This is a genomic window from Pseudomonas putida (assembly GCA_041879295.1).
In the GTDB taxonomy this organism is placed as follows: Bacteria; Pseudomonadota; Gammaproteobacteria; order Pseudomonadales; family Pseudomonadaceae; genus Aquipseudomonas; species Aquipseudomonas putida_Y.
Genome location: CP047152.1, coordinates 999,520 through 1,018,268, shown reverse-complemented (window position 1 = coordinate 1,018,268; position 18,749 = coordinate 999,520). Strand labels below are relative to the sequence as shown.

17 protein-coding genes are annotated in these 18,749 nt (G+C 61.3%); 2 read left to right on the top strand and 15 right to left on the bottom strand.

Translation table 11 applies throughout. The features are described from left to right. Positions 1–24 precede the first annotated feature (24 nt). A complete protein-coding gene (locus tag GST84_04740; protein XGB11699.1) occupies positions 25–795 on the bottom strand; it encodes a sel1 repeat family protein in 771 nt (256 codons plus the stop codon). A 3-nt stretch (positions 796–798) separates the two neighbouring features. Further along, positions 799–1,479 carry a Fe2+-dependent dioxygenase gene (locus GST84_04735; GenBank protein ID XGB11698.1) on the bottom strand — a complete coding sequence of 227 codons (681 nt, stop codon included), beginning with the start codon at positions 1,477–1,479 and terminating at the stop codon, positions 799–801. 221 nt (positions 1,480–1,700) lie between these two features. Here GST84_04735 and GST84_04730 point away from each other — a divergent pair, with 221 nt between their 5' ends. Together GST84_04730 and GST84_04725 are read left to right on the top strand one after the other, a co-directional pair. After that, on the top strand, positions 1,701–3,944 hold the full coding sequence (locus tag GST84_04730) for a TonB-dependent siderophore receptor (GenBank protein XGB11697.1): 2,244 nt from the start codon (positions 1,701–1,703) through the stop codon (positions 3,942–3,944). Positions 3,945–4,046: 102 nt separating this feature from the next. Continuing rightward, positions 4,047–6,602 (top strand): flavodoxin, encoded by a 2,556-nt coding sequence (locus GST84_04725; protein XGB11696.1) that lies wholly within the window; start codon positions 4,047–4,049, stop codon positions 6,600–6,602. A gap of 209 nt (positions 6,603–6,811) precedes the next feature. On the opposite strand, the gene GST84_04720 is transcribed toward GST84_04725, so the two are convergent. The 13 genes from GST84_04720 to fdx all read right to left on the bottom strand — a co-directional run bounded on the left by GST84_04720 (position 6,812) and on the right by fdx (position 18,749). Then, positions 6,812–7,603, bottom strand: coding sequence for an amidohydrolase (locus GST84_04720; protein XGB11695.1), 792 nt, complete (start codon positions 7,601–7,603; stop codon positions 6,812–6,814). Further along, entirely contained in the window at positions 7,591–8,739 is a 1,149-nt protein-coding gene (locus GST84_04715) for an aminotransferase class I/II-fold pyridoxal phosphate-dependent enzyme (protein ID XGB11694.1), read from the bottom strand. Before GST84_04715 ends, GST84_04720 begins: the two co-directional genes overlap by 13 nt. 151 nt (positions 8,740–8,890) lie before the next feature. After that, the gene (der, locus tag GST84_04710; GenBank protein ID XGB11693.1) at positions 8,891–10,354 is read right to left on the bottom strand and encodes a ribosome biogenesis GTPase Der; all 1,464 of its coding nucleotides are present in this window, start codon (positions 10,352–10,354) and stop codon (positions 8,891–8,893) included. 116 nt (positions 10,355–10,470) lie between these two features. After that, on the bottom strand, positions 10,471–11,613 hold the full coding sequence (gene bamB, locus GST84_04705) for an outer membrane protein assembly factor BamB (protein XGB11692.1): 1,143 nt from the start codon (positions 11,611–11,613) through the stop codon (positions 10,471–10,473). Next, positions 11,614–12,255 carry a tetratricopeptide repeat protein gene (locus GST84_04700; GenBank protein XGB11691.1) on the bottom strand — a complete coding sequence of 214 codons (642 nt, stop codon included), beginning with the start codon at positions 12,253–12,255 and terminating at the stop codon, positions 11,614–11,616. Between the two features lie 39 nt (positions 12,256–12,294). Beyond that, positions 12,295–13,584: a histidine--tRNA ligase gene (gene hisS / locus GST84_04695; GenBank protein ID XGB11690.1), complete on the bottom strand. Its 1,290-nt coding sequence runs from the start codon at positions 13,582–13,584 to the stop codon at positions 12,295–12,297. 25 nt (positions 13,585–13,609) lie between these two features. Then, complete coding sequence (ispG, locus tag GST84_04690; GenBank protein XGB11689.1) at positions 13,610–14,719, bottom strand: flavodoxin-dependent (E)-4-hydroxy-3-methylbut-2-enyl-diphosphate synthase; 1,110 nt, start codon at positions 14,717–14,719, stop codon at positions 13,610–13,612. Positions 14,720–14,722: 3 nt separating this feature from the next. Further along, a complete protein-coding gene (locus GST84_04685; protein ID XGB11688.1) occupies positions 14,723–15,739 on the bottom strand; it encodes a DUF4115 domain-containing protein in 1,017 nt (338 codons plus the stop codon). Beyond that, the gene (gene pilW, locus GST84_04680) at positions 15,736–16,494 is read right to left on the bottom strand and encodes a type IV pilus biogenesis/stability protein PilW (protein ID XGB11687.1); all 759 of its coding nucleotides are present in this window, start codon (positions 16,492–16,494) and stop codon (positions 15,736–15,738) included. The genes GST84_04685 and pilW overlap by 4 nt, the downstream gene beginning before the upstream one ends. A 14-nt stretch (positions 16,495–16,508) precedes the next feature. Further along, entirely contained in the window at positions 16,509–17,654 is a 1,146-nt protein-coding gene (gene rlmN / locus GST84_04675; protein XGB11686.1) for a 23S rRNA (adenine(2503)-C(2))-methyltransferase RlmN, read from the bottom strand. Positions 17,655–17,682: 28 nt separating this feature from the next. Further along, positions 17,683–18,108 (bottom strand): nucleoside-diphosphate kinase, encoded by a 426-nt coding sequence (locus GST84_04670; GenBank protein ID XGB11685.1) that lies wholly within the window; start codon positions 18,106–18,108, stop codon positions 17,683–17,685. An 88-nt stretch (positions 18,109–18,196) separates the two neighbouring features. Then, positions 18,197–18,397: a Fe-S cluster assembly protein IscX gene (gene iscX, locus GST84_04665; GenBank protein XGB11684.1), complete on the bottom strand. Its 201-nt coding sequence runs from the start codon at positions 18,395–18,397 to the stop codon at positions 18,197–18,199. Positions 18,398–18,407: 10 nt separating this feature from the next. After that, on the bottom strand, positions 18,408–18,749 hold the full coding sequence (gene fdx / locus GST84_04660; GenBank protein XGB11683.1) for an ISC system 2Fe-2S type ferredoxin: 342 nt from the start codon (positions 18,747–18,749) through the stop codon (positions 18,408–18,410).

Sequence of the window (18,749 nt, the reverse complement as noted above, 5' to 3'; positions counted from 1 at the left end):
CAACGGGGCCGAAAGGCCCCGTTTTCATGTGTGCTCTCCTGTACCGGCCTCTTCGCGCCGATCGATTTCCTCGGCATACCGCGCCGCAAAGGCCATCAACACCGGCCCCGCGTCCTGCAGGGTTACCAACGCAGCACGCAGGAAATTCATGTTCCCCGCAACCCGGGCCTGCTCCAGCCACTGCCCTGCCTCGGCCAACTGCCCACGCTCGACCAGCACCAGCGCCAGGCTGAACATCCCGCGAAAATCCCCCGCCTCGGCCGAACGCCGATACCAGCGCACCGCCCGCGCCGGGCTGGGCGCCGTGGCAATGCCCTGCTCCAGGTAACGCCCATAGAGATTCATCGATTTGGCATGCCCCAGCTGCGCAGCCTTCTCGTAGCACATCAGCGCCTGCACCTGATTGACCGGCACCCCGCGCCCGGTCGCCAGAAGGTTGCCCAGGTTATACAGGCCCCAGTCCAAACCGGAATCGGCCGCACGGGCGTAGTGAACGGCAGCCTGCGCCAAACTCACCTCACCGCCCCAACCATGCTCCAGGCAACGCCCGAGCATGTTGTGCGCCATGGCATTCCCCCCCTGTGCAGCGATACCGAACCAACGCCGGGCGACGGTGGCATCCTGCTGGATGCCAAGCCCATCCAGCAGGATCTGCCCCAGCAGCAACTGCGCCTCGACCGCACCCTGCCCCGCTGCCGCCAGAATTGCCTGGGCGGCCTTGCCGGGGGATTCCTCGAGCATGGCCTGCAAGCCGGCCACATCCACCACTTCCTCACGCCGCAGCAGGTAGGACACGGCTCAGACCTCAGCCCAGCGGCGCAGCAAGTTATGGTAGGTGCCCGTCAGCTGCAACAACGAAGGATGGTCCGGCACATCGGCAGTCAGTTGCTGGATTGCGTTGTCCATCTCGAACAGCAGCGTCCGCTGGCTGTCATCGCGCACCAGGCTCTGGGTCCAGAAGAATGCGGCATAGCGTTGGCCACGGGTCACCGGGTTGACCTTGTGCAGGCTAGTGCCGGGGTACAGCACCATGTCACCGGCGGCCAGCTTGACCTGTTGCACGCCATAGGTGTCCTGGATCACCAGCTCACCGCCGTCGTAGCTTTCCGGGTCGCTGAGGAACAACGTGGAAGACAGGTCGGTACGCACCCGCTCCGGGCTGCCCTTGGGCTGGCGCAGGGCGTTGTCGATGTGGAAGCCGAAGTTGCCACCTTCGCGATAGCAATTGATCAGCGGCGGGAACACTTTGTGCGGCAACGCTGCCGACATGAAGCGCGGGGTTTTCCACAGGCGGTCGATCAACGCAGTGCCAATTTCCTTGGCCAGCGCATGGCCTTCCGGCAACTGCAGGTTGTGCTTCGCCTTGGCCGACTGATAACCCGCCGTAAGCTTGCCATCGGCCCAGTCGGCCTGCTCCAGCGCCTCGCGAATACGGGCCAGTTCATCAGCGTCGAACAGACCTGGGATGTGAAGCAGCATGGCAACAGCACCGTTGGGAAATGTAAAGGCTCAATGATATTGATTCCCTTTTGCGCTACACAAGCCCCATTTGCCAGTTAAGACGTTTCAGCTGCATGAAACCGTAAAGACAAATTGTAAAGATTGTAAATTCTTCACGAATGGTAACGAATCTCAATTGTTAGTCAAAATTGCTTACATTAAGATCCACCGCCTCGAAACCTTGGGGAAGGTCCTTACCAATGCGTCATTACGTGCCATCTGCTGTGAGCTCACAACGCCTGCTTGCGTCCGCCATTGGCGTTGCCATCTCTGCAGCATCGACTGCTCAGCTTGCATATGCAGATGATCAGGCTGCTGATTCTGTCATTTCACTCGACGCAACCAGCGTCAACGCGGCACAGGATGTCACCAGCTACAAGACGGACACCGCCAGCTCGAAGAAGTACACCGCCCCGCTGCGTGAAACACCGAAGAGTGTCACGGTGATCCCTCAGCAAGTCATTCGTGACACGGGGGCGACGTCCTTGGTAGACGCCTTGCGTACAACCCCAGGCATCACTTTTGGCGCAGGCGAAGGCGGCAACCCAGCGGGTGACCGCCCTATCATCCGCGGCTTCAACGCCGAAAGTGACGTATTTGTCGATGGCATGCGCGATGTCGCATCCCAAAGCCGGGAGATCTTCAACGTGGAGTCCATTGAGGTCGCAAAAGGCCCTGGCTCCGCTTTTACCGGTGCTGGCTCGACGGGCGGGAGCCTCAATCTGGTCACCAAGAGCGCAAAACTTGGCGATAGCTACAACGGTGGGTTCACTTGGGGTTCAGACCAGACCAAACGCACCACCCTGGATTTGAACAAACAGCTGACCGACACCTCTGCCTTTCGCTTGAACCTGATGAAGCACGAAGCCAACGTCGCCGGTCGTGACGATGTGGATGTGAGCCGTTGGGGGGTGGCACCGTCGTTCGCTTTTGGCTTGGGCACCGATACACGGGTCACAGTGGGTTACTACCACCTGAAAACCGACGATATGCCTGACTACGGCATCCCGCTGAATCGCAGCGCCACGCGCAGCAAATACAATGTAGATGGCCCGGCTCATGTAGACCGCGACAACTTCTACGGTTTGAACGGACGCGACTACCGCAAGACCAGCAACGACAGCGGCACGATCCGTATCGAACATGACCTGAACGAAAACCTGACACTGTCCAACAGCTTCCGCATGTCGCGCTCGACCCTCGACTACATCGTGACCAACCCGGATGACAGTAAAGGTAACGTCGCCAACGGTACGGTCTATCGCGCAACCAAGAACCGCAATTCGACGTCCAAAGGTTGGGTGAACCAGACCGACCTGAGTGCCAAGTTCAATACCGGCTTCATCGAGCATAGCCTGGTGACAGGCCTGGAGTTCACCTACAGCGACACGCATAACCGCGGGTATGTCGTCACCTCGGCCGCGGGCACAGGCACTGTTTGCACCCCCGCCTTGCTGGCTTCGGGCGACTGCACCAGCCTCTACGACCCATCCCCGGATGACGGCTGGTCTGGCACGATTACCGACAGCCAAGCGTTCACCGATACGGATACGAAGACCAGCGCTGCCTACGTATTTGACACACTGACTTTCAACGAACAGTGGTCGCTGAACCTTGGCCTGCGTTACGACGATTACCAGACCAAATCAAGCGGATACAGCACAGGTGGGCGTGGCTCGGTTGCGGGGGACTTCTCTCGCGAAAACAACGCGCATCTGTGGAACTACCAAGTTGGCGTAGTCTACAAGCCGTTGCCCAACGGCAGTATTTACGCCGCCTGGTCGACCTCCAGCAACCCGTCGGGCGAAACCAGCGGTAATGGAGGCCTGGAGCTGGCGGCCAACAACAGCAACCTCGATCCAGAACGTAACCGCAACTACGAAATCGGCACGAAGTGGGACTTCTTCGACGATAACCTATCGTTGACCGCAGCCTTGTTCCGTACCGACAAAACCAACGCACGCGTCACCGATCCAGACAATGCCACATATCAGGTGCTCGATGGCGAACAACGGGTCCAGGGTGTGGAGCTGACCTACTCGGGTAACCTGACCAGCAAGTGGAAGGTCTATGGCGGCTACACCTATATGGAAAGCGAGATCGTGAAAACCTCTACTGCAGCGAACGAAGGCAACCACATGCCTAGCACGCCGCGTAACAACTTCACGTTCTGGTCGACCTACGACATCATTCCGCAACTGACCGTTGGTGCTGGAGCGACTTTTGTCGATTCGCGCTTCGGTGACGAAGCCAACTCGGTCGAGGTACCTTCCTACTGGCGCTATGACGCCATGGCTACCTATCGCCTGACAAAGAATGTCGACTTGCAACTGAATGTGCAGAACCTGACCGACAAGCGTTACTTCGATCAAGTATTCGCTACGCATTACGCTCACGTAGCGCCTGGCCGTACTGCACTCATGAGTGCCAACTTCCACTTCTAATCAAGTCACCCCGAGCCCCGTTCATTCCCGTGAGCGGGGCTTTTGCGTATCAAGGCATAATGCACGCCGCGCAGGTCGCGGCAGCAACTCAAGGTGAGTAACGTGGTGAAGAAGACGCTGTTCCAATTGCACTGGTTCTTTGGCATCACCGCTGGCCTGGTGCTGGCCTTGATGGGCATTACCGGGGCGCTGTACTCGTTCCAGGAAGAACTGCTGCGCGCATTCAATGCCGATGTACTCAAGGTAGAAGTACGCGCCGAAGGCGTGCTGCCGCCGGCCGAGCTGGTTAAACGAGTCGAAGCCCAGCAGCACGACAAGGTGTCGATGCTGTGGGTCGACGTGCGTGAAGGCAACGCTGCACGTATCTTCTTCATGCCGGCACCGGGCGAACGCCGTGGCGAACTGCGCTATGCCGACCCGTACACCGGCGAGCTCAAGGGTGAAGTGGCCGGGCAAGGCTTCTTCAACCTCATGCTCAAGCTGCACCGTTTCCTCGCCATGGGCGATACTGGCCGGCAAATCACCGGGGCCTGCACCTTGATGCTGGTGTTCTTCTGCCTGTCCGGCCTGTACCTGCGCTGGCCGCGCAAAGCACTGGCCTGGCGCACCTGGCTGACCTTCGAATGGGCCAAGAAAGGCCGCGCCTTCAACTGGGACCTGCACGCCGTGGCAGGTACCTGGTGCCTGCTGTTCTACCTTCTGTTCGCCCTGACCGGCCTGTTCTGGTCCTATGAGTGGTACCGCGAAGGCCTGAACAAGCTGCTGGCTGACGCGCCGGCTGCGGGCCAGCAGCAAAAACGTGGTGAAGGCCGTGGCCGGCACGGGCCGCAGAAAGTCGACAGGAATGCGCCACCGCTGGTGGTGGACTATGACGCCATCTGGGCCAACCTCAAGGATGCCGCGGGCCCAGGCCTGTCCACCTACAACCTGCGCCTGCCGCCCGCTGGCGGTCAGCCGGCCAACCTGTTCTACCTGCTCGACAACGCTGCCCACCCACGTGCCTTCAATACCCTGGTCCTGGACCCGGCCACCGGCCAGGTTAAAAAGCACGACCGCTACACCGACAAGTCCTTCAAGGCGCAACTGCTGCAGAGTGTTTACGCCTTGCATGTGGGCGAGTACTTCGGCTTGCCGGGGCGCATCATCGTCACCATCGCCAGCCTGACCATGCCGTTGTTCTTCGTCACCGGCTGGCTGCTGTACCTCGACCGTCGCCGCAAGAAACGTCAGGTGCGCGCAGCCCGTGGCAACGTCGCCAACAGCAACGGCAATGGCGACGGCTGGCTGATCGGCTTTGCCAGCCAGAGTGGCTTTGCCGAACAGTTGGCCTGGCAGAGCGCCAGGCAGCTGCAGGCAGCCGGCCAGCCCGTTCAAGTGCGCGCCCTTGCCCAGCTGGGTGAAAACGACCTGCGCCAGGCCCATCGCGCGCTCTTCGTGGTGAGTACCTTCGGCGACGGTGAAGCGCCCGACAGCGCCCGCGCCTTCGAGCGCAAGGTGCTCGGCCAGCCTTGGGCACTGAACAACCTCAACTATGCCCTGCTCGCCCTCGGTGATCGTCAGTACCCGCACTTCTGCGGCTTCGCTCGTCGCCTCCAGGCGTGGCTGGGGGAGCGCGGCGCCAGCAGTGCATTCAGCCCGGTGGAAGTGGACAACGCCGACCAGGCCGCCCTGCAGCAATGGCAGCAGGAACTGGCGCAACTGACCGGCGCCCAGCCGGTCGCCGCTTGGCAGCCGCCAACCTTTGCCAACTGGTCGCTGGTGCGCCGCAAACTGCTCAACCCCGGCAGCCAAGGCCAACCGGTGTACCTGCTTGGCCTGCAGGCTGCAGAACCTGCGATCTGGGAAGCCGGCGACCTGGTAGAAATACTGCCGCTAAATGGGCAGCCACGTATCGACGCGTTCCTCAAGGGCATGGCACTGGACGCCAGCAGCCAAGTGCAGGTGAATGGCCTGAGCGAAACCCTTGCCCAGGCACTCGCTGGTCGCCAGTTGCCGACGCGCCGCGATCACCTGATCGGCTTGCAGCCGCAGGCACTGGTGGATGCACTGGTACCGATCGGCAGCCGCGAATACTCCATCGCCTCGATCGCTAGCGATGGTGTGCTGGAGCTGATCGTGCGCCAGGAACGCCACCCCGACGGCAACCTTGGCTTGGGCTCTGGCTGGCTGACCGAATACCTGCCAATGAATGGCACCCTGAGCCTGCGCCTGCGGCGTAACAGTGGTTTCCATCTGCCTGAGGCCGCTGCGCCGATGATCCTGATCGGTAACGGCACTGGCCTGGCAGGCCTTCGCAGCCTGTTGCGCGCGCGGGTCAATGCCGGTGAGCAGCGCAACTGGCTGTTGTTCGGCGAGCGTAATCGGGCGCATGACTTGCTGTGCGGCGATGAGCTGCAAGCTTGGCTGGACAACGGCGACCTGGCACGGCTGGACCTGGCGTTCTCGCGCGATCAGGCCGAGAAGGTGTATGTGCAGGACGTGATTCTGCAGCAGGCCGAGGACTTCAAGCGCTGGGTAGCCGATGGGGCTTGCGTGTATGTCTGCGGCAGCCTGAAAGGCATGGCGGCGGGGGTGGATGCTGCGCTCAATCGCATGCTGGGTGAAGAAGCTGTACAGCAGTTGATCGAGGATGGGCGGTATCGGCGGGATGTGTATTGACCGGAAATCGATTCAACCAGCGCCGGCCTCTTCGCGGGTAACCCCGCTCCTACAGCGGGCTGTGTCCAACCCCAGATGTATGTCCACCACCGATCTGTGTAGGAGCGGGTTTACCCGCGAATACGGTGGCGGCGGTAACGGTGAAGGGCCAGGGAGATTGGCCACCAGGCCCTTTCGCGGGCAAGCCCGCGAAGAAGCCGGCGCTGCTGTCAGTGCAACTCGAAGGTATCGGCATCCAGGTTGGCCGGGAACTTGGCCCGGTACGCCGCCAGTTCCGACGCGCTCAGTACTGCAGTGAACACCCCGTCCGCCTCGCCGGCACTGAGCAGGCTCTCACCCTGGAAATCCAGCACCTGGCTGTCACCAGAATAAGCAAAGCCTTTACCGTCCGTGCCCACCCGGTTCACCGCTGCCACATAGCACAGGTTCTCGATGCCCCGCGCCGGTAGCAGGCGGTTCCAGTGCTGGCGACGCGCGGCCGGCCAGTTGGCCGTATAAAGCAGCAGGTCGGTGTCCTGGGCGTCGCGGCTCCACACCGGGAAGCGCAGGTCGTAACAGATCAGCGGGCGAATCCGCCAGCCCTTGACCTCGAACTGCACCTGCCGCTCGCCTGGGGTGTAATGTTTGTGCTCACCGGCCATGCGGAACAGGTGGCGCTTGTCGTAGTGCAGAATCTCGCCGTCCGGCCGCGCCCACAACAGGCGGTTGCGGTGGCTGCCATCGGCCGCCTGGATGATCACACTACCGGTAATCACCGCATTGTGCTTCTTCGCCTGGGCTTTCAACCATTTATAGGTCGGACCGTTCTCCTGCTCGCACAGGCTTTCCGACTGCATCGAAAAGCCGGTGGTGAACATTTCCGGCAGGATCACCAGGTCCACCTCGCCCACCTGCTCCAGCAGCACCTCGAAGTGCGCGTAGTTGGCCTCGCGGTCATGCCAGGCCAGGGTGGTTTGCACCAGGGCGACTTTCAGGTTCGGCAGTGTACTCAGATCGCGCATAGTCTTTCCGCTGCCTGACGCAGCGTCTCCTCTCGTTTGGCAAAGCACAGGCGCACCAGGCGTTGCTCGGGGATGGGTTGCTGGTAGAACACCGATACCGGGATGGTCGCCACGCCGTGCTCACGCGTCAGCCACAGCGACATGTCGACATCGTTCAGGTCCGGGCGGATTTGCGAATAGTCCACCAGCTGGAAATAAGTGCCCGTCGTGCGGGTAAAGTTGAAACGCGAGCCTTCCAGCAAGCCGCAGAACACGTCGCGCTTGGCCTGGTAAAAGGCTGGCAATTCATCAATATGCTCGGGGTGCTCGGCCATGAAGTCGGCCAAGGCACACTGCAGCGGCGTCACCCCACAGAAGTTGACGTACTGGTGCACTTTGCGCAGCTCGGCGCTCAGGGCAGGCGGTGCGATCACGTACCCGGTCTTCCAGCCGGTAACGTGGTACGTCTTGCCGAAAGAACTGACCACGAAGGCACGCGAGTACAACTGCTCATGGGCCAGCACGCTGGCGTGGCGTACACCGTCGTAGACCAGGTGCTCGTACACTTCATCGCTGACCAGGTAGATATCGCGGTCGGCAATTAGTGCGGCCAACTGGTCAAGGTCTTCGCGAGTGATCAGCGCGCCGCTGGGGTTGTGTGGCGAGTTGAGGATGACCATGCGCGTGCGCGGGCTCAAGGCATCGCTGAATTTCTGCCAGTCGATACGGAAGGTGCCGTCGCTCAACTGCACATGAACACAGCGGCCACCGGCCAGCTCCACTGACGGCTCGTAGCTGTCGTAGCAGGGATCGAAGACGATCACTTCGTCACCGGCATGTACCACCGCCTGGATGGCACAGAAAATAGCCTCGGTGGCGCCGGGGGTGATAGTCACTTCCTGATCGGCATCCACCCTGGCCCCATACAGCCGCTCGACCTTGGCCGCTACCTGCTGGCGCAAGGCCGGCAGGCCGGTCATCGGCGAATACTGGTTATGCCCGGCAGCCACGTGCCGGCCCACGGCATCAAGCAGGGCCTGCGGGCCATTGAAGTCAGGAAAGCCCTGGGACAGGTTGAGCGCGCCAGTCTGCACGGCGAGCTGGGACATGGTGGTGAAGATGGTCGTGCCGACGTTCGGCAGTTTGCTGCGGATCATGGAGCCCTCTTTCCTGGGGTATATCCGGCACGGGGTGGAGTCCGAGCATAGCGGATCGAGCGGTCAGGAAAAAGGTTGAAACAATAGGGGGATTGCTCTGGATCAAGGGGCGTCTGTGGGGGCGGCTTTGCCCGCCCCCACATGGGGCGACTTAGCGCTTGTCGCGACGCTTCTTCTCGGCCTTCTTGTGGTGCGACATCAGGCGGCGTTTCTTGTTGACCTGGCGATCGGTAAGGGTGTTCTTCTTGCCCTCGTACGGGTTCTCACCGCCCTTGTACTCGATACGGATCGGCGTACCGACCAGCTTGAGCACCCGGCGATAGGTGTTTTCCAGGTAACGCGAGTACGACTTGGGAATGCTGTCGGTCTGGTTGCCGTGGATCACGATCAGCGGCGGGTTCGCACCGCCGAGGTGGGCATAGCGCAGCTTGATGCGGCGACCATTGACCATCGGCGGCTGGTGCTCGCTCACGGCATCTTCGAGGATCTGCGTCAGGCGGCTGGTCGGCCAGCGGGTGACCGCGGACTGGAACGCAGCCTGTACCGACTTGTACAAGTTACCCACGCCCGTGCCATGCAGCGCGGAAATGAAGTGGATGTCGGCAAAGTCGACGAAGAACAGCCGGCGCTCCAGCTCGGTCTTCACGTAGGCGCGCTCACCCGGCTCCATGCCATCCCACTTGTTCAGGGCAATGACGATGGCGCGACCGGCTTCAAGGGCGAAGCCCAGCAGGTTCAGGTCATGGTCGACCACACCCTCGCGGGCATCCATGACGAAGATGACGACGTTGGCGTCCTTGATCGCCTGCAACGTCTTCACCACCGAGAACTTCTCGACTTCCTCGTGGATCTTGCCACGCTTGCGCACCCCGGCGGTGTCGATGAAGGTGTACTTCTCGCCATCGCGCTCGAACGGGATGTAGATACTGTCACGGGTGGTGCCCGGCTCGTCGTAGACCACCACACGCTCCTCGCCGAGCATGCGGTTGACCAGCGTCGACTTGCCAACGTTCGGGCGGCCGATGATGGCGATCTTGATGCCATCCTTCTCGCTTGGGCCAGGAATGCGCACGGCTTCCTCACCTTCAGCGACCTCCTGGTCGAGGGCTTCCTCTTCGGCATCGCGCGGCAAGTGGCCGAGCACGGCTTCCATCAGGGCACTGATACCACGGCCCTGGGAGCCCGCCACCGGAATGGCGTTACCCATGCCCATTGGCGAAAATTCGGCGCGGGCAACGTCGGGGTCGATGTTGTCGATCTTGTTGGCAACCAGGATCGCCGACTTGTTCCGCTTGCGCAGGTGCTCGGCGATCATCTGGTCTGCTGCGGTCATGCCCGCACGGGCATCAACCAGGAACAGCACATAGTCGGCTTCTTCGATGGCCATGAGCGACTGCTCGGCCATTTTCTCGTCCATGCCCACTTCGTCACCGGTGATACCACCAGTGTCGATCAGGATGAAGGAGCGACCCTGCCAGCTGGCATCACCATACTGGCGATCACGGGTCAGGCCCGAGAGGTCACCGACGATGGCATCGCGGGTCTTGGTCAGGCGGTTGAACATGGTGGATTTGCCGACGTTCGGGCGGCCCACCAGGGCAATTACGGGAACCATCGGCTCTCCACTCTAGAATTCTTGAAAATGCAAAGGCCGCTGCAAGGCAGCGGCCGGAGTACGGGCGGCGTGTCCTACGCCGCGACTTGAAGCCGGTCAAGGCTTCAAGCATAGCTTCAGCGGATGGTCAGTGCCTCGAGCTTGCCGCTGTTGCCGAAGACATAGATGGTGTCGCCGACCACAAGCGGGCGGGCGCGCAGGCCATCGCTGTCAATGCGCTCACGGCCAACGAAACGGCCATCGACCTGGCTGAGCAAGTGCAGATAGCCTTCGAAGTCCCCTACCGCTACGTAGCTGGAGAACACTTCAGGCGCCGTCAGTTGGCGACGCGCCATCGAGTCGTTGGTCCACAGGGCACTGGAAGACCGCTCATCGATACCCTCGACCGAGCCGGAAGCCTCGCTCACATAGACGTTACCGAAGCCCTGAGCGACACCCACGTAGCTGGAGGCATCGCGCTGCCACAGCTCGCGGCCGCTTTCCAGGTCCAGGCCAGCAACGCGCCCCTGGTAGGTGCTGACGTACAAGATACCACCGGACAGCAGCAGGCCGCCGTCAATGTCGACCACACGGTCCAGCTCGGAACGCCCCTGCGGGATGGCCACACGGCTTTCCCACACCGGCACACCGTTGTTGATGTCCACCGCCACAACCTTGCCGGTAGACAGGCCGGCAACAGCCAGGCGGTTGGTGGCGATCGGCGCACCGGTGCCACGCAGCGTCAGCACGGCCGGGGAGTTTTCGTAGATCCAACGGCGGTCGCCAGTGGCGGCATCCAGGCCAATCAGGCGGTCGTCCTGGGTCTGCACCACTACCACGTCACCGTTGTTGGCAGGCGGGGCCAGCACTTCGCTGGTCACGCGCGAGCGCCAACGCTCTTCACCGGTGCTGGAGTCCAGGGCAATGACTTCACCCTTGAGGGTACCGAGCATGACCAGGCCGTAGCCCACGCCAACTGCGCCGGAAACCTTCAGCTCCAGGTCCTTCTTCCACACTACGTCACCGGTGATGCGATCAAGGGCATAGACTTCGCCGTTGACGTCGGAAGCGTAGATGCGGTCGTTCTCGATGGCCGGTACCAGGGTGTTGTAGGTTTCACCCTGGCCGTCACCGATCGAACGGCTCCACTGCTTCTTCAGCACCACTTCCTCGGTGAACTTGGTCAGCTCGGCCGGGGGCAGTTCCTTCTTGCTGTTGCTGCTGCAACCTGCGGCCAGTACGGCCAGGGTCAGCACTGCTGCATGTTTCCAACCGATCACTTACGCGTCCCCTTTAGCCAGGTCATCCAGCTTCAATTGCAAGCCACCGACCGCCGCATCATCGGACAGCGCGGCCTTGGCTTTTTCGTAAGCGCTGTGTGCGTCGTCGGGGCGACCCAGCTGAACCAGCAGGTCCCCTTTCAACTCTTCACGGCTGGCCAGAAAGGCTTTATCGGCGTCGCCGTCGAGCAGCTTCAGGGCATCTTCGGCCTTGTTCTGGGCTGCCAGTACACGCGCCAGACGCTGACGCGAAATCTCGCCCAGCGTGACGTCGGCCGGATTGTCCAGCACGCTTTTCAGCTCGGCTGCGGCGTCATCGAGCTTGCCGCTGTCGACCGCGACCTTGGCCACGAAAAGGCTGCCGTACTGGGCGTAAGCGGTACCGCCAAACTCGCTCTTGAGCTTGCCGGCCAGCTCCGCGACCTTGGTGGTGTCCGGCTGGCCGGTCGGTGTCAGGCTGGTTTCAATCAACGCCTGATACAACTGCGAGGCACCTTGCGACTGGTTGTTCTGGTACTTGTGCCAGGTATTCCAGCCCAACACCACCACGCCAGCCAGCAAAGCGCCGGTCAGCAGCGGCTTACCGTTGCGGCTCCACCAGTCCTTGATCCCTGCCAGGTCATCATCATCGGTACTCGACACCCCAATACTCCTTTTCGCCTATTCGCTTGTTGAACCGCGTTACGCCTGCGCGATCGCGGTTTCCAGGTGCTCTGCAAGAGCATCCCAGGCAATGTTCTGTTGTTCGCCCTGGCCACGCAGGGGCTTCAAGCCGATTTCTTGCTTGGCCAGCTCGTCGTCGCCGAGGATCAGGGCGAACAGTGCACCGCTCTTGTCGGCTTTCTTGAACTGGCTCTTGAAGCTGCCACCACCGGCGTTGACGGCCAGGCGCAGGCCCGGCAAGCGGTCGCGCAGGCCTTCGGACAGGCGCAGGCCGGCCAGCTCCGCCTGCTCGCCAAAGGCGCACAGGTACACGTCGATCTGGCGGCTGATGGAGTCCGGCACCTTGCCCAGGGTTTCCAACAGCAGTATCAGGCGCTCGATGCCCATGGCGAAACCAACGCCAGTGGTCGGCTTGCCACCCATCTGTTCGACCAGGCCGTCGTAACGGCCACCCGCGCACACGGTGCCCTGGGCGCCAAGCTTGTCGGTTACCCACTCGAACACGGTCTTGCTGTAATAGTCCAGGCCACGTACCAGCTTGGTATTGATCACGAACGGAATACCGGCGGCATCCAGGCGGGCCTTGAGCCCCTCGAAGTGCACGCGCGATTCTTCGTCCAGGTATTCTTCCAGCTTCGGCGCGCCGACCAGCACCGCCTGGGTGTTCGGGTCCTTGCTGTCGAGGATGCGCAGCGGGTTGCTCTTCAGGCGACGCTGGCTGTCTTCGTCCAACTGCTCCAGACGCGCCGAAAGGAATTCGACCAGCGCGTCACGGTAGCGTGCGCGGGCTTCACTGGTGCCCAGGCTGTTGAGCTCGAGCTTGACCGCGTCCTGGATGCCCAACTGGCCCCACAGGCGCCAGGTCAACATGATCAGCTCGGCATCGATGTCCGGGCCGTCCAGGTTGAACACTTCCACGCCAATCTGGTGGAACTGACGGTAACGGCCCTTCTGCGGGCGCTCGTGGCGGAACATCTGGCCGATGTACCACAGCTTCTGCACCTGACCGTTGCCGGTGATGCCGTGCTCGAGCACCGCTCGCACGCAGGCAGCGGTGCCTTCAGGGCGCAGGGTCAGCGAATCGCCGTTGCGGTCCTCGAAGGTGTACATCTCTTTTTCGACGATGTCGGTCACTTCACCGATCGAGCGTTTGAACAGCTCGGTGAACTCGACGATCGGCGTGCGGATCTGGCTGTACCCGTAGGTGTCCAGCAGGCCGGCCACGGTGCCTTCAAAGTAGCGCCACAGCGGCGACTGTTCTGGCAGGATGTCGTTCATGCCACGGATGGCTTGCAGCGATTTGCTCACGAAAAGTCCTTACGAATTCGGTGTGTCAGCCACGGACGATCAGCGCCGCGTCGGCTTCGGCCTTTTCGGCCGCTTTCTGGCGGATGAGCTTTTCCAGCTCATCGACCAGGTTGTCATTGGTCAGTTTCTGCGCAGGCTTGCCGTCGATGTAGATCAGGTTCGGCGTGCCGCCGGTCAACCCTACATGGGCTTCCTTGGCTTCACCCGGGCCGTTGACCACGCAACCGATCACCGCCACATCCAGCGGTACCAGCAGGTCTTCCAGACGCCCTTCCAGCTCGTTCATGGTCTTGACCACATCGAAGTTCTGCCGCGAGCAGCTCGGGCAGGCAATGAAGTTGATGCCACGCGAACGCAGATGCAGCGACTTGAGGATGTCGTAGCCGACTTTCACTTCTTCGACCGGGTCGGCCGCCAGCGAGATACGGATGGTATCGCCAATACCCTCGGCCAGCAGCATACCGAGGCCGACGGCGGACTTCACCGTCCCCGAACGCAGGCCGCCGGCTTCAGTGATGCCCAGATGCAGCGGTTGTACGATCTGCTTGGCCAGCAAACGGTAGGCTTCGACAGCCATGAACACGTCCGAGGCCTTGACGCTTACCTTGAAGTCCTGGAAATCCAGGCGGTCGAGATGCTCGACGTGGCGCAGGGCCGACTCGACCAGCGCAGCCGGGGTCGGTTCGCCGTACTTCTTCTGCAGGTCTTTTTCCAGCGAACCGGCGTTAACCCCGATACGAATCGGAATGCCGCGGTCGCGGGCGGCATCGACCACGGCGCGTACACGGTCTTCACGACCGATGTTGCCCGGGTTGATACGCAGGCAATCAACGCCCAGCTCGGCAACGCGCAATGCGATCTTGTAGTCGAAATGGATGTCGGCGACCAGCGGCACGCTGACCAGTTGCTTGATCTTGCCAAAAGCTTCGGCGGCGTCCATGTCCGGTACCGAGACCCGCACGATATCCACGCCAGCATCGACCAGACGCTGGATTTGCGCCACGGTAGCAGCGACATCGTTGGTGTCGGTGTTGGTCATGCTCTGCACCGCGATGGGCGCATCACCGCCCACCGGCACATTGCCAACCCAGATTTTGCGGGATTCGCGACGTTTGATCGGAGATTCGCCGTGCATGACTTACTGTCCCAACTTCAGGCGAGCAGTCTCGCCACTGGTGAACGGAGCAACATCAACGGGCTGGCCGTTGTAGCTGACCTGGGCGCCCCGGGCAAAGCCCAAGCGTACCGCGAATGGCGGCTTGCCGGTCAGCTCGAGGTTGTCCCCCTTGCGCTTGATGGCGCTGAACAGCACCTTGCCATTGCCGTCGCTGACCTGGGTCCAGCAATCGGCGGTGAACTGGATGGCGACCTTGGCACTGCCAGCCGGCACCGCGGCAGGCTCAGCGGCGGCCACTGCCGGTGCAGGTACTGGTGCAGCAGTGGGCTGTACCGGAGGCGTAATCGGCTCAGGCGAAGCAGCGGGTGCGGGCTGCACGGGCGCTTGCTGTGCCGGAGCAGGCGCTGCGGCAGTGGCTGTGGTCGAGCTTACCGGCGCTTGTTCATTGGCAGCAGGCTGCTCGGCAGCGCCCGGCTCCAGAGCCAGCGGTGCACTCTCAGCTTGCTGGCCAACGGAAACGGCCTGGTCTTCAGGCTCATCGAGCGGGTGAATCTGTGTAGTGCCGTCGGCGCTTTCGACTTCGACGTGCTCCAGGGCAATCTTGGCCAGCTCCTTGCCCCGCAGGCTGCCCTGGTCCTGCCACCAGAAAAAGCCACCACCGACAACAGCCACCAGCAACAGCAGGCTGACGCCGCGCAGGATGTTGTGCGACAGCCGCACAGGCTCTTCGATACGGCCCAGCGAATGCACGTCGCTGCCTTTGGCGTGGGTACCGGTGTAGCGGTCGAAGGCATCTACCAGGGCGGCCTGGTCAAGGTCCATCAGCTTGGCGTAGGCGCGAATGTAGCCACGAGCGAAAGTATGCCCGGGCAGCTTGTCGAAGGCGCCGGTTTCCACGTGGTTCAACGAACTGACAGTGAGGTTGAGCTTGCGGGCCACCTCGGCTTGAGACCAGTCCCGTTTCTCACGGGCCAGGCGCAAAAGCTCACCGGGGTTCTGGCCAGGCGCTACAGCTACTTCGGGATGCGCGGCGTTCATCGTTGCTCCGACAGGTATTGCTGGTATTCCGGCGTACCGGGATAAAGTCGTTGTAATTGCTGGCCCAACTCGGCCAGTGCGCCCTGCTCGTCGAACACCCTGGCAAGGCGGCTGCCCAGCAGCAGGCTACGGGCGTCGTGGTCGCTCAACTGGCTGAAACGATCGTAGTAGTCCCGGGCCGGCACATAATGCCTGTTTTCGTAGGACAACTCAGCCATTTCCAGCAACGCTTTTGGTTGGTGCTGGTTGAGTTGTAACGCTTTCAACAGATACGCGTGCGCCTGATCGCGGCGTTCGAGCTTCAGGGCGGTCAGGCCCAGATTTTCATACACGCGTGAACGCTCAGGATACAGGGTATCGGCACTGGCCAGGCGAAACATCTGCTTGGCCTCGGCAAATCGTCCCTGAGCATAAAGGAAACTGCCGTAATTGTTGCGAATTCGCGTGTCACCGCGACTTATCAGCAAGGCCTTGCGAAAGTGTGCTCCGGCCAGCGCCGGCTCACCTTCGGCTTGAAACACTACCGCCAGGGCCGCGTGCGCGTCGGCATCCTGATCATCCAGTGCCAGGGCCTTGCCCAGCGGCGCCTTGGCCTGCTCGGTCAATCCTTGTTGCAAATAACCCAAGCCAAGCTGCACATAAGCCCGCCCTGCCTCCGCCCTGCCCTGGCGGCTGGCCAAAGGGTCGCTCGCGCCGCCTGACACGCAGCCGGCCAGCAGCGAAAGCGCAAGGATCGACGCGGCGCGCAGGCTCATGGGCAAGGTCCCTGTCAGTGGCTGGCGGCGCTGTCTGGCAGCTCGACGTCCGCAGAAAGCTGGCGAACAGCGATGTAGCGCTCACTACGACGGGTACGGTCATTGACCTGACCGACCAGCTGGCCACAGGCAGCGTCGATATCGTCACCGCGCGTGGTACGGGTGGTGACGTTGAAGCCACCGTGGTGCAGCAGATCCTGGAAACGACGAATGGCGTTGTTGCTCGGTCGCTCGTAACCCGAATGCGGGAACGGGTTGAACGGGATCAGGTTGATCTTGCAGGGTACATCGCGCAACAGTTCGATCATCTGCGCGGCATGCTCGGGCTGGTCGTTGACGTCCTTGAGCAGGGTGTACTCGATGGTGAGCACGCGCTTGCCGCCCAAGGTGGACATGTAGCCCATGCACGATTCCAGCAGCATCTTCAGCGGGTACTTCTTGTTGATCGGCACCAGCTTGTTGCGCAGTTCGTCGTTCGGCGCGTGCAGCGAAAGGGCCAGCGACACGTCGATGTGCTTGGCCAGTTCGTCGATCATCGGCACCACGCCCGAGGTGGACAAGGTGACACGACGTTTGGAAATGCCATAGCCAAGGTCATCCATCATGATTTTCATGGCGGCAATGACGTTGTCGAAATTCAGCAAAGGCTCGCCCATGCCCATCATGACCACGTTGGTAATCGCGCGGTCGACTTTGGCAGGAACGGTCCCGAAGGATTTGTTGGCAAGCCACACCTGGCCGATCACTTCGGCGGCAGTGAGGTTGCTGTTGAAGCCTTGCTTGCCGGTGGAGCAGAAGCTGCAGTCCAGGGCACAGCCGGCTTGCGACGATACGCACAGGGTGCCGCGGTCGTCGGTTGGAATATAGACGGTCTCGACGCAGCTGCCGGAGGCAACGCGGATCACCCATTTGCGGGTGCCGTCAGCGGAAATGTCTTCACTGACCACTTCCGGTGGGCGAATCTCGGCAACGGCCTCGAGCTTTTCGCGCAAGACCTTGCCTACGTTGGTCATGGCCGCAAAGTCGGACACGCCAAAATGGTGAATCCATTTCATCACCTGGCCGGCACGGAAGCGCTTCTCCCCGATAGAGTCGAAGAATTGTTCCATTTCCGGCTGGGTCAGACCCAACAGGTTGATTTTGCCAGTAGATGTCGTCATGGATTCACCCTCACCCGTAAGCTTTCGCTTAGCGAGTGGTTACCTCGGTAGCAGCGAAGAAGTAAGCGATTTCGCGAGCAGCAGCAGCTTCGGAGTCCGAACCGTGAACGGCGTTGGCGTCGATCGACTCGGCGAAGTCAGCACGGATGGTGCCGGCAGCAGCTTCTTTAGGGTTGGTAGCGCCCATCAGCTCACGGTTCTTGGCGATGGCGTTCTCGCCTTCCAGAACCTGGACAACGACCGGACCGGAAGTCATGAAGGCAACCAGGTCACCGAAGAAGCCGCGCTCGCTGTGCTCAGCGTAGAAGCCTTCGGCTTCGGCTTTGGACAGTTGCTTCATTTTCGAGGCAACGATTTTCAGGCCGGCTTCTTCGAAGCGAGTGGTGATCTTGCCGATGACGTTTTTGGCAACAGCGTCAGGCTTGATGATGGAGAAAGTACGTTGAACAGCCATGGAAAACTCCAGAATATGAGTGTTACGAAAAATTAAACCCGCGAATTATACGCGGGTTCCAGGGGATTGCCTAACCTGCAAGTGACGCTTAGTCGGCTTCGTCGATCCAGGCGGCCTGGATTGCCTCGAGCACTTTCTCACCGCCGCGTGACGGATCATCGCTGAACTCGGGCAATGCCAGCACCCAGCGGTGCAGGTCCACAAAATTCACATAACGAGGATCGACCTCAGGCTTGCTTTCTGCAAGCTGGATTGCGATCTCAAGTACATCAACCCATTTCAGACTCATGTACAGGCCCTCAGTGCGGTGCTTCGGCAGCGTGGTTGAGCGAATACTTGGGGATCTCGATGGTCAGGTCTTCGTCAGCGACGACCACCTGACAGCCAAGGCGCGACTGCGCCTCCAGGCCCCAGGCTTTGTCCAGCATGTCCTCTTCCAGTTCGTCAGCCTCTTCGAGCGAATCGAAGCCCTTGCGCACGATGCAGTGGCAAGTGGTGCAGGCCTTGACGCCGCCGCAGGCACTTTCCATCTCGATGTGATGGTCGTGGGCCAGCTCCAGGATGTTGGTCCCGGGCTCGACCTCCACGGTCAGCCCCTCGGGGCAGAACTTCTCATGCGGCAGGAATGTCACCAGCGGCAT